The organism is Bartonella sp. W8122 (genome assembly GCF_016102485.1).
Lineage (GTDB): Bacteria > Pseudomonadota > Alphaproteobacteria > Rhizobiales > Rhizobiaceae > Bartonella > Bartonella apihabitans.
Map to the genome: position 1 here is coordinate 1,677,068 of NZ_JACFOO010000001.1, position 12,389 is coordinate 1,689,456.

At 44.0% G+C, this 12,389-nt stretch carries 7 protein-coding genes; 5 read left to right on the top strand and 2 right to left on the bottom strand.

The genetic code is table 11. The annotated features are described in order from the left end of the window. Nucleotides 1–94 precede the first annotated feature (94 nt). Nucleotides 95–2,074: a threonine--tRNA ligase gene (thrS, locus tag H3S83_RS07300; RefSeq protein WP_198239302.1), complete on the top strand. Its 1,980-nt coding sequence runs from the start codon at nt 95–97 to the stop codon at nt 2,072–2,074. 270 nt (nt 2,075–2,344) lie between these two features. Here thrS and H3S83_RS07305 read toward each other — a convergent pair whose 3' ends face one another. Then, nucleotides 2,345–3,403 carry a hypothetical protein gene (locus tag H3S83_RS07305; RefSeq protein ID WP_198224545.1) on the bottom strand — a complete coding sequence of 353 codons (1,059 nt, stop codon included), beginning with the start codon at nt 3,401–3,403 and terminating at the stop codon, nt 2,345–2,347. A gap of 91 nt (nt 3,404–3,494) precedes the next feature. Then, complete coding sequence (locus H3S83_RS07310; RefSeq protein ID WP_210326698.1) at nt 3,495–3,821, bottom strand: iron-sulfur cluster assembly accessory protein; 327 nt, start codon at nt 3,819–3,821, stop codon at nt 3,495–3,497. A 96-nt stretch (nt 3,822–3,917) separates the two neighbouring features. Between H3S83_RS07310 and H3S83_RS07315 the strand changes: the two genes are divergently transcribed. The 4 genes from H3S83_RS07315 (at nt 3,918) to H3S83_RS07330 (ending at nt 12,187) form a co-directional block, all read left to right on the top strand. Next, entirely contained in the window at nt 3,918–5,120 is a 1,203-nt protein-coding gene (locus H3S83_RS07315) for a deoxyguanosinetriphosphate triphosphohydrolase (protein WP_198239303.1), read from the top strand. 30 nt (nt 5,121–5,150) lie between these two features. Then, nucleotides 5,151–6,908, top strand: a complete 1,758-nt coding sequence (gene argS / locus H3S83_RS07320) for an arginine--tRNA ligase (RefSeq protein WP_198232177.1) — start codon at nt 5,151–5,153, stop codon at nt 6,906–6,908. Between the two features lie 177 nt (nt 6,909–7,085). Beyond that, nucleotides 7,086–10,253, top strand: coding sequence for an SPOR domain-containing protein (locus H3S83_RS07325; protein ID WP_198239304.1), 3,168 nt, complete (start codon nt 7,086–7,088; stop codon nt 10,251–10,253). Nucleotides 10,254–11,077: 824 nt separating this feature from the next. Then, nucleotides 11,078–12,187: a branched-chain amino acid aminotransferase gene (locus H3S83_RS07330; RefSeq protein ID WP_198232009.1), complete on the top strand. Its 1,110-nt coding sequence runs from the start codon at nt 11,078–11,080 to the stop codon at nt 12,185–12,187. Nucleotides 12,188–12,389 lie beyond the last annotated feature (202 nt).

Sequence of the window (12,389 nt, forward strand, 5' to 3'; positions counted from 1 at the left end):
AAAGGACAGGCATTGAACCGCTTTGTTATAACCGACAAAAGCAATTGACACCCCCACCCGCATTCGTTGGCGGGACTGGACTAGGAGTAATTTTATGTCTTCCACTGTTTCTATCTCATTTCCCGATGGCTCGAAGCGCGATTATCCTGAAGAGATGACCGGATTGGAGCTTGCTCAATCCATTTCAAAGTCATTGGCAAAGAATGCTGTTGCTTATAGCTTTGACGGTGTTCTACGCGACATGTCCGATCCGCTTGGCCAGTCCGGCTCGATTGAAATTATCACACGTGACGATCCACGTGCGCTTGCGCTGATCCGCCATGATTGTGCTCATGTTCTGGCAGAAGCCGTACAGGAATTATTTCCCGGAACTCAGGTAACCATCGGACCGGTTATCGAAAATGGTTTTTACTACGACTTTGCCCGCAATCAACCTTTTACGCCTGAAGATTTGCCGGTCATCGAAAAGAAGATGCATGAAATAATCAAGCGTAACGCAAAATTCACGAAAGAAGTGTTGCCGCGTGAAAAGGCAAAGAAGATTTTTGCCGATAAAGGCGAGCTTTACAAAGTTGAATTGGTTGATGCAATTCCGGAAAATGAAGACGTAAAAATTTATCATCAGGGGGAATGGTTTGATCTCTGTCGCGGACCACATATGCAGTCAACAGGGCAGATCGGAAACGCGTTCAAACTGATGAAAGTCGCCGGTGCTTATTGGAGAGGCGATTCCAATAACCCGATGTTGACGCGTATTTATGGAACAGCCTTTGCAAACGAAAAAGATCTCGCTGCCTATCTTCACATGCTTGAGGAAGCCGAAAAACGCGACCACCGTCGGCTGGGACGGGAGATGGATCTTTTCCATTTTCAGGAAGAGGGTCCAGGCGTTGTCTTCTGGCACGCCAAGGGCTGGAAAATGTTCCAGAATCTCGTAAGCTATATGCGTCGGCGTCTTGATGATCAGGGATATTCGGAAGTCAATGCTCCGCAGGTACTTGATAAATCCTTGTGGGAAATATCGGGGCATTGGGGCTGGTACAAAGAAAACATGTTCAAGGTTACACCAGCAGGCGATGATGCCGATGACGACCGCGTTTATGCCTTGAAACCCATGAATTGCCCAGGACACGTGCAAATTTTCAAGCATGGGCTGAAATCTTATCGCGAATTGCCAATCAGACTTGCCGAATTCGGCGTTGTTCACCGTTATGAACCATCAGGTTCATTACATGGTTTGATGCGCGTTCGCGGTTTTACTCAGGATGACGCGCATATTTTTTGTACAGATGAACAACTTGCCGACGAATGCTTGAAAATCAACGATCTGATTTTAAGCACTTATGCCGATTTCGGTTTTAACGAGATCACTGTCAAGTTGTCCACACGTCCTGAAAAACGCGTTGGTTCCGACGAATTATGGGATCACGCCGAAAGCGTCATGTCAGAGGTTTTGCGCACAATCGAAGAAAAATCGAATGGCCGCATCAAAACCGGCATTCTTCCCGGTGAAGGTGCGTTTTATGGTCCTAAATTCGAATATACACTGAAGGATGCAATCGGCAGAGAATGGCAATGCGGAACAACGCAGGTCGACTTCAATCTTCCGGAACGTTTCGGCGCATTCTATATTGATAAAGATTCAGAGAAACGCCAGCCGGTCATGATACACCGTGCTATTTGCGGATCTATGGAACGCTTTCTCGGTATTCTTCTTGAAAACTATGCCGGCCACTTGCCTTTATGGTTCGCACCTCTTCAGGTCGTGGTTGCTACGATCACCTCGGAAGCCGATGATTATGCAAAACAGGTCGTCAAAAAGCTCAAAGCTGCCGGATTGTTAGCAACAACCGATCTCAGGAACGAGAAAATCAACTATAAAGTTCGTGAACATTCATTACAAAAAGTACCGGTTATTCTGGTTTGCGGTAAAAGAGAGGCTGAAGACGGTTCAGTCAACATGCGTCGATTGGGAAGTCAGGAACAAATATCCCTGCCCCTGTCAAAAGTTATCGCCGATCTAAAAGAGGAAGCAACGCCTCCCGATCTTCGCCGGGCTAACGTAGAAGAATAGAAATTAAACCATTGTCTGGCAGATAAATCTTCTTATCTGCCAGATGTTCAGACATTGATCGCGGGTGATCAAGAATATTAATGAAAGCCTTGGCTTTGCTGAGAACCGATTAATTTCAATATTGAATTTAAAAACAAAAATGGACCACGCACTTAACAAGTACATGCTATCCAATAATATTTTTCATCTGAAAATAAGTAAGAAAAGCCATTCCCGGATGGTTTTAGTTATTCAAACCGCTTCGTGAAAACTGCTGTTATTTAAAAATTGTCAATCCATTGAATCATCAACAGGTGCAACAGGTTGTGCAGTTGTCAACACATCGACATCCTGATCGTGGCCGGACGTGACGGAAAATTCTTTCTGATAGATTTGATCTTTATTTTTCGCGATAGCAATATAATCGCCTTCAGCCAGAACCAGTGTAGCATAAGCGCCAACCGTCTCACGGATAATATCACCCGAATCGTTGGTGATTGACCAACTGGTGTCTGCCAAAGCTTCTCCCCCTTGCTGGCGTACAAGCTTCAAGGTGATCAAGGCTGCATGATGTTGCATCGTTGCTTCGGTAATTTTACCGGCATCAACTTTGATATCGGAGCGCGAAATCGCATTTGCCGATCCGTAATTGGAAACAATATGATAATCTCCGGCTTTCAGACGTATGACTTTGCCGGGTTTTACATCAGCCAAAATCAATGCAGTATCGTCGTTCTCGCTGTCATCCGAATAAATCGAAAAACGTAAATATTGCGGGTTGATCTTACCTTCCGGCATCGTCGCATTGAGTTTTAGTCCACCAGCATTCAATACCAGAATTTCAGACATTTTTTGGTCTGTAGTTACAGTTACCCGTCTCATAGCGCTGGCATGTCCGAAAGACACATGCACAATGTAACTACCCGGATCGAGCGTAAAATGTGCGTCTCCCCCCTCTGAAGAAGCGACCAGTGGTAATTTGTTATCGACACCATAAATCGGTTCGTAAATACGCCAAATGAGACCGCGTGTGATATCTGTACCTTTGTCTGTCAATCTGGCGCTCAGTGCGAGATCGGCTTTTTGTGACGACGTCGCATGATCTGATGGAACTGTGGAGGGGTGAGCCTGAGGAGAATTCGGGCTTGCCGGAGGTGGATTTGAGGTTTTGGGCGCCGTGTTTTGCTTGAATTGATTATCTTGATGATGTTGTCCCGGAGCAACCAGATTTAATTCCGGCTTTTTTTCCTCTGCATAGCTATTAAAGGCGCAGAACATCCACGAATAAATGAGGATAATCGCTGGAAAGATTATCTTTTCTATGTTTTTCGAATTGGAAGTTACTGTCATCTCATTTTAACTGTCAGCATTATGATGGGATTCAAGAGTTTTAGCAAAATAAACTGAAAAGCATATCAGGCGCTTTTCATTGTTAACCGGACTATATCGAAAAACTGGCTCCACAGCCACACGAAGATACGGCATTGGGGTTGTTTATTTTAAATGCCTGCCCCATCAGGTCATCGACGAAATCTATTTCAGAACCATCCATTAAAGGCAATGACACCGAATCAATAAATATCTTTGCGCCATCTTTTTCTATGACCAGATCGTCGTCGGCTGGGGCTTCGTTTACCAGATCATATTTATAAGAAAAACCGGAACACCCGCCACCTTCAACGGAAATGCGCAAAGCTGTCTTGTCAGGTTCTCCTGCCAAAATCCGCGCTATGCGCTTGATCGCCGAATTTGTAACTTCAACGCCCATAATCAAAATTTCCTTGCGTTAAACTGTTTTCGTAAACTTGAATATCAGATAAGAGATATTTTCTGATGAATCTAGGTCTCGATCGGACAAGTTGCAATGGATATTAAAAATATAGGCTTTGGTTATCGGCCGCGAGCGCCCTATGCCAGCGATCCGGCAAAAAGCCGCGGACGTTTGTTTTATGAACCTGAAAGCCCTACGCGCACACCTTTTCAGCGGGATCGCGACAGAATAATCCATTCAAATGCTTTTCGGCGTCTGAACCACAAAACACAGGTCTTTATAGCTGATGAAGGTGACCTTTATCGGACACGTTTGACGCATACAATCGAAGTTTCGCAAATAGCCCGTGCATTGGCACGGGCATTACGTCTTGATGAAGATTTGGCAGAAGCTATCGCGCTGGTTCATGATTTTGGCCATACGCCATTCGGTCATGCAGGCGAAGATGCTTTGAATGAAAGGATGAAACTTTACGGTGGTTTTGACCATAATGCCCAAGGCTTACGGATTGTTACATCTCTCGAACACCGCTATCCGAAATTCAATGGTCTAAATCTCACTTGGGAAACTCTTGAGGGATTGGCCAAACATAATGGCCCGCTTGCGGGGCCGGCGGCCACCAATTCGTCAATACCGCTTGCAGTCGCAGAATATAATGAACATCAGGATCTGGAACTTGACCGTTTTGCCAGTCTTGAGGCCCAGTGTGCCGCCATTGCCGACGATATTGCCTATAACGCTCATGACATTGATGACGGGCTACGTGCCCGCCTTTTAAGTTTGAAGCAACTGGAAGACGTCGAACTAACAGCCGGTATCCTCGGGTCGATAAAAAGTGAATATCCCGATCTTGATAAGACAAGAACCGGTTATGAAGTCGTTAGACGCCAGATCACGTTAATGGTCGAAGATGTCATTCAACACTCGTTTGAACTTATTGCCGAAGCCGCGCCAACGAGCGTCGATGATGTTCACGCTGCAGGACGACAACTGGTAAATTTTTCCTCCTCTATGGCTGCGAAGGAAAAACACTTGAAAAAGTTTTTATACAAAAACCTCTATCATCATGAATATGTATGGGAACGAAGGCGCGAAGCAGAAAAAATTGTTGCCAACCTTTTCGATTTTTATTTCAAAACGCCGCAAGCAATGCCCGATGATTGGTATCAGGCAACCGGTGATGGAGACGTTACTAGGCGCGCGCGCGTAATTTCCGACTTTCTTTCCGGTATGACAGACAATTATGCACAAAGAGAATATCGACGATTGTTTGACCGCGAGACCTATTTGTCTTAAACGAAGGTGACAACAATACGGATTTTCATGATGAATATTTTCAACACATTCGAACAGAAGATTAAGGAACTGCTGCAACAGTCTGATATTAAATCAAAAGATGGCCAACCACTTGATTTAAATCGAATAAGCGTTGAAGCACCACGTGACCCGTCACATGGTGATCTTGCGACAAATGCCGCTATGGTTCTTTCGAAAGCTGTCGGCTGTAATCCTCGTGTTTTGGCCGAAAAGCTCGTAAATCTTCTCGAATCCGACAACGATATTGAATCTGTCAACGTTGCGGGCCCCGGTTTCATCAATCTGCGTCTTACGGATGATTTTTGGCGCAACATGCTGAAAACCATAATAAAATCGGGTCCTACATTTGGTCGCTCGGATATCGGTGTCGGTAAAAAAGTCAATGTTGAATATGTTTCAGCCAATCCGACGGGTCCGATGCATGTCGGTCATTGCAGAGGAGCCGTGGTAGGTGATGTGCTTGCCAATCTTCTTTCGTTTACCGGTCATGATGTCGTAAAAGAATATTACATTAATGATGCCGGTGGCCAAATTGATGTATTGGCAAAATCCGTTTTCTTGCGTTATCGCGAAGCGCTGGGTGAAAATATCGCAAAAATACCCGAGGGATTATATCCTGGCGATTATCTGGTGCCTTTGGGACAGGCTTTAGCCAAAGAATTTGGTAACAAGCTTCTTGAAATGCCGGAAGATGAAAGGTGGCCTCTTATAAAAGAGAGATCGGTTGATGCCATGATGCGGATGATCCGCGACGATCTTGCTGCTCTCAACATTCACCATGACGTCTTTTTTTCCGAAAAGACGTTGCATGCAGACAATGCAAAAGCGATACGCAGTACCATCAACGATCTTACGTTGAAAGGCTATGTTTATAAGGGAACCCTCCCTCCTCCGAAAGGACAAGCTTCGGAAGATTGGGAAGACCGTGAACAGACTCTGTTCCGTTCCACCGAAGTCGGTGATGATCAGGACAGACCATTAATCAAATCGGATGGGTCATATACCTATTTTGCGGCGGATGTTGCCTATTTCCGCAACAAATTCGAACGCCAGTTCAATGAAATGATTTATGTTCTCGGTGCCGATCACGGAGGATATGTCAAGCGCTTGCAAGCTGTTGCAAAAGCTATTTCCGGCGGCAAGGCCAAGTTGACAGCTTTGCTCTGCCAACTCGTAAAGTTGTTTCGCGACGGACAACCTGTTGTTATGTCCAAGCGTGCGGGTTCTTTTGTGACCTTGAGAGATGTGGTCGACGAAGTGGGACGCGATCCAGTACGTTTTATGATGATTTTCCGTAAAAGCGATGCGCCATTGGACTTTGATTTTGCCAAAGTAACCGAACAATCAAAAGACAACCCGGTATTTTATGTCCAATATGCAAGTGCCCGCTGCCACTCGGCTTTTCACAAAGCCGAAGAACAACTGAATATCAAGAATCCGTCGGTAGACGATCTGACGGGTCACCTCGATATGCTTAGTGATTCCGGCGAAATCGCACTTATAAAGAAGCTGGCTGAATATCCCCGTATTGTCGAACAGGCGACAAAGAATTATGAACCGCACCGTTTGGCATTTTATCTATACGATTTGGCATCAAGCTTCCATGGGCATTGGAATAAAGGGGCAGAGAATGAACAGTTGCGATTTGTCGCGCTAAACGATATGAATTTATCATTGGCAAGATTGGGACTGATTCGTGCGGTCTCCAGTGTACTATCATCGGGCTTGGGAATAATCGGTGTTGACGCGCCAGTTGAGATGCGGTGACGAACAACACTTTAATGCCATCTGGAATGCCATCTGGTAACACCCGTCTTGCGTGTAATATATTCATTTCATATATATGATATTAAAGCAGAATATTGGTTTTTAAAAAGAATCCGCTTAATATACGGCAGAATGCAATAAACAATTGATTGCGTAACCGACCACGTAGGAAAAGCTATGACAGATAATAATCGTAATGCCTTTCGTCCCGAAGGGCAGGCTCAACAAAGCAACGATCCGCTGCTTGAGCTGACACGTTTATTCAATCTGGATTTCAATCCCAATGGGAACAATGAATCTAATCGGCCGTCTAACCCGGAAACCAGTGCAAATGTAACACCTGCACCTGAGACAAATAATCCCGATGACGCCGATTTATCATTTTTGGACACTGGTGCGGCGCCAGAAGCCCCGCAGGCGCAAAACTCTCCCTATCCTCAGGACGATATCGGTTCGACGCAGCAAAATGTGAATGACGATCTGGATTTTCTGCCCGGAGCCGACCAACAACAGTCACCTTCAACGGCAAGCGGAGCAGGTTTGCCGTTTAACGAACTTTATGATGCTCCCTCGTTCACTCCACAAGCACGCACACCAGAGAATGTTGCGGGTGCGCCGAACACGTACAACGATGATCAGCTCGACATGCCACCTGATCTTCCGATTGGTGACGAACCTATTTTACCCAGGCAAGGTTTTAATCAATCCCCTGGTGCCCTGCTAAATAGCACTCTACCGGAAGACTTCGATTTTGTGCCTGAGCGGAATGCAGACTCGCCCACATTCCAGAATAGAAGCGAACCTGATCCTGTTTTGCCGACACCTCCTCAAAACAACTATAATCAACCATCGGCGCTAGGACCCGAGACAGCTTCGGCTGTGAGACAAGTTGCGGGTGAATATCCACATCAATACGCACCGAACGCTGCGGGGCAATTTACTTCACCGGATAGCTCACCTCGGTATTCCCCACAACCAACGGCGGCACCCGTTCAAGAACAACAAACGACGCAACAATATCCCGCTTTCGATGAAATGAAATTTGACAAGGAGCTGGAAAATCTCCTTGTGAATGCGCCCCTTGAAAGCTTTGACAATAACGCTAATCCGGCTGATACAGGCAATAGTTTTTCGGCTTATCCATCTCAACAAGAGACTAATCCGGTTCAATCAGATAACGATCAATACGGATATTCCAATCAATATGCGGCAGTTAACAATGCGGAAGTAAACAATCCAGCTGCAAACGATCCGGAACCGTTTGGAAGCAACGCTACGCAAAACTATAATCCGCAGCAAATGCAGCCGCCTTTGCACTCGGAAGAGACAATGGGAGCGAACAATACTGCTCCGCAAAATGTCGGAAATACCCAATCGCCCTTGCCTTATACGCCGCCAGCCGCCGATGTAACAGCAGCGGACGAAAGTTTTTTTGATAATCATGATCCGTTGGAAGATAATGTTTATGGCCGCGACACAGATTATGCGAATTCATATAATCAGAATTCGGATACGCAATTATCAGACCGCAACAAGTCACCTTCGGCATCCGTAGGTGAACAACATAACATTGCTGCATTTGATCTTGAAGATTTGTCAACGGGCGAAAATGTTATTGTCAATCCTCCCGCACCTCAAATGTCCACCGACGAGCAGCAACAAGATGGAAATTTTGCACCTGAACAAGATCAATATGCGCAATCTTTAAACCAGCAGGAGCCGGAACCGTCCAAAAATCAAAATAATGATTTTCAGCCGCAATATGTACAAAATCAACAGGCGCAAATTTCTCAACCGGTTTTAGAGGAGCATGGGCAAGACAACTATTCATATCAATCTACATCGGTCTCTGGAAACGATGAAAATTTACAATATGGAAATGACAAAAATGGCGACCTTCCGCCAGATGTAGATACATACAATTTTGCTGAAAATGTCGTCGAAACAACCGAGCCGGTTGATGTCCCCGACATTCCCTATGCTGAAGAAGAGACAGCACAACAAGGCGATGCTCTTGAAAACGAATTTGCTGATGTATTCAGCGTTGGAAATAAGCAGGAAAGCGCAAATAAAGCGTCCGAGCAGGACGATTTTTTTGCCGATGCCTATGCACAATCAGGTTATAATTTAAAAAAGCAGCAATCTTTTGAAGAAGCTGATTTAGAACAAGCAAATTATGATAATGCCGGTTCATACACGAATTACCCGACAGAAGCCCCTACTCAGCCGGATGAAAATCTACCTTTAGAGAGTCTGCAAAATCAAAAACGGTCAAGCTCTTTTGTAAGAAAATTGACCATTGGCGGCGTTGTTTTGTTTATTGCTGTCGGTGGCGGTTATGCTGCATCGAAGTATTTTCTCCCTTATAATAGTGATGGTCAGTCAACCGTTATCCATGCCGACGAGGCTCCATATAAGATACAGGCAGAACAGACTTCCAACAATCACGATACATCGAATAATCAGGACGTTTATAACCATGCAAACGGAGCAGACGATGCTTCGAAAGAAAATCAGGACAAACTCGTTGACCATTCGGAAACTCCGGAAGATATAACGGCCTTGAATAATGTGCCTGATAGTGTTGACTCTTTTTCTGACCCTTCCAATGTCGAGGATGCAATCACAGCCGCTTCGGATCAAACTGTTCCCACTCGAGAAGTGCAATCTGTCGTCGTAAATCCGGACGGAACAATTTCTCCAAGTAATTCGGCGGACAATGCTGAAAAGAATGCTGATAATTCGGATACTGAAAATTCACACGCCGAGGCAGCAATTGGCGCGACGAAGTCTCCGAATGCGGTTAATCCGACTTCATCAAAAACCAACTCGCAATCCAATACCGAAATGTCAACAACGGATTCGGAACTTGCGAAAATCATCAATGATGACGCAAAATCTAATGAAAAAAATAATGCGTCTGCCAATGTGAATAATTCAGAAAACGAAAGTGATATTTTTAATTCGGTAAAGACACCGCAAACGAAAAAGCAGGCACAACCAGTACAAACAGCCGATTTGTCAGAGGAATCTTCAGCTGCGTCCAAGCCGGTTGCACCAGCGAAAAGTGCGAACGTCACACCAATGGCGAGCGTCGGATCAGGCGGATATTATGTCCAGATAGCTTCCCAACCAACAAAGGAATCGGCTGTCGCATCATTGAATAACGCGAAAAATTCATTCGGCGCTTTAATCGGCTCGCTTCCATTGAGCATAGAGCCAGCTTCGATACCGGGTAAAGGTACCTATTATCGGGTAAGAGTACAGGTAGGACCGCGCGAGAACGCAATCAGTATTTGCGAGCGCATCAAAAGCCAAAAAGGAAATTGCTTCGTTGGAAAATAGCTTTAGGAAATAGCCATTTTCCAATGTTGATGAACTAATGGGTCATTTGTTTGGGAAATTTCTACTTCTTGTCAGGCAAATTTTCCTTTTTCCTAATAAAGCGACTATCATTGATAATTCAAAACGCATCCTGCCCTGAACGGAATTTAATCTTTGTCCAATTTTTTGTAGTCGCAAAGTTAAAAAAGCGGAAATAAACAACTAAGAAACCTGAAATTTTGAAAAATCGTTTGTTTAAGAATTCCATTCTTATTGAAGATTTCTTCATAATTCAAAATATAAAATATTTTATTATTTTCTATATTTTTTATTATTTCTCTAAAGAAGTCTTTTAACCGGTTATTTACTATTACCACTATTTCTCCGGAAAAGTTATTTTCGACATCGTCGACAATAACGACTACTCAGCATGTCAATGGAATTGAAAAATCCGATCATAAAACATCAGGATGTGGTTGTCTCAATCACGACTCGTAAATTGATAATTCAAGTTCAATATCAAGAAATCACGAATTAATTAATAAGCTATCGTTTCTGTAATTTTACCATTTTCGTTATTTTTGAAAAATCCGTTAAAGCCAATAATTCGTCGGTTATATATTAGGACTAAACAATTTTCTTTGTTTGCAGATAACAACTTGAAAATCTTCGGTCTTCAAATGCGAAAAAAATTTCACAATGTTGTTCTTCCAGCCTCGAAAAGATCTAAAATCGTTGACACAGATGCCAAACAAATTTTAATGTTCAAACCTTATTGCACGACCAAAATTGTTAATTGTTAAAGGTGTGCAATAAGGAAAGATAGATTTCAAAAGGTTATTGTCATGACAGGTTCCAGTACTGTTCTTCCATTTAAAATAAAAAAAAATCCCAATCCCGTTAGCGCTGAAAAGCGTGCGGAACTATTGAAGAATCCTGGATTTGGTCGCGTGTTCAGCGACCACATGGCAGTGGTGCAATGGTCGACTGACAAAGGTTGGCACGACGCAGTTATAACTGCACGCAAACCTTTTCAGATTGACCCGGCAAGTGCAATTCTTCACTATGGGCAGGAAATTTTTGAGGGACTAAAAGCCTATCGCGCTCATGATGGTCGCATCCTCCTTTTTCGTCCAGAAGCAAATGCAGAACGTTTTCATAATTCGGCAATACGACTGGCCATGCCACCAATCGGCAAAGATGTATTCCTTGCAGCAATCAGTGAACTTGTAAAAATTGATCGTAATTGGATTCCGGAAACACCTGACTCCAGTTTGTATCTTCGTCCTTTTATGTTCGCCAATGAAGCCTTTTTAGGTGTTCATCCGGCCAATGAATATATTTTTAGTGTTATTGCGTCACCAGTCGGGTCTTATTTCAAAAGCGGTTCGACGAAACCGGTCAGTGTTTGGCTCGATACCGAGTTCAGTCGTGCTGGCCCCGGCGGCACAGGTGAAGCAAAATGCGGCGGCAATTATGCCTCCAGTCTTCTTGCCCAAATCAACGCCGAAAAAAATGGTTGCGATCAGGTTCTGTTCCTTGATGTTGTTGAACGCAAATGGATTGAAGAACTGGGTGGTATGAATGTCTGTTTTGTTATGGATGATAATCGCCTCATCACGCCTAAACTTGATGGAACAATTCTGCACGGCGTTACGAGGATGTCGATTTTGCAGCTCGCCAAGGATAATGGCATGAAAGTCGAAGAACGCAGCTATTCCTTCGACGAACTCAAAAAAGACGCAAAAAGTGGTCACCTCAAAGAAGTGTTCGCATGTGGTACCGCCGCTGTGATAACACCAATCGGTGTATTCAAATATGAAGATGGTGAAACTGTCATTGGTAACGGGAATGGGGGCGAAATAACCCAGAAATTACGTGAGCAACTCATTCATATTCAAAAAGGTGAAGCAAAAGATCCCTATGGTTGGGTTAAGACTGTAAAAGTCGACTGATTTTCTTGCGCATTGTTTGTAGCATATTGAAAGTGCAGCCTGAATAGGCTGCACTTTTTTGCGTTTAACTGTCTTCATTCATGTGATATTGCTGAAACGAATTCGCTTTAATATCCTTGCCACGATGGAAAGCCTTTTATCAACTTTAAAATTAGGCAATTATTTTCATAAATAAATATATTTTTACTAATTAGTTATTATC

What these genes read in the sequence shown, in the direction of transcription:
- thrS (WP_198239302.1), top strand. Translation starts at nt 95, where the DNA reads ATGTCTTCCACTGTTTCTATCTCATTTCCCGATGGCTCGAAGCGCGAT.
- H3S83_RS07305 (WP_198224545.1), bottom strand. Translation starts at nt 3,403, where the DNA reads ATGACAGTAACTTCCAATTCGAAAAACATAGAAAAGATAATCTTTCCA.
- H3S83_RS07310 (WP_210326698.1), bottom strand. Translation starts at nt 3,821, where the DNA reads ATGGGCGTTGAAGTTACAAATTCGGCGATCAAGCGCATAGCGCGGATT.
- H3S83_RS07315 (WP_198239303.1), top strand. Translation starts at nt 3,918, where the DNA reads ATGGATATTAAAAATATAGGCTTTGGTTATCGGCCGCGAGCGCCCTAT.
- argS (WP_198232177.1), top strand. Translation starts at nt 5,151, where the DNA reads ATGAATATTTTCAACACATTCGAACAGAAGATTAAGGAACTGCTGCAA.
- H3S83_RS07325 (WP_198239304.1), top strand. Translation starts at nt 7,086, where the DNA reads ATGACAGATAATAATCGTAATGCCTTTCGTCCCGAAGGGCAGGCTCAA.
- H3S83_RS07330 (WP_198232009.1), top strand. Translation starts at nt 11,078, where the DNA reads ATGACAGGTTCCAGTACTGTTCTTCCATTTAAAATAAAAAAAAATCCC.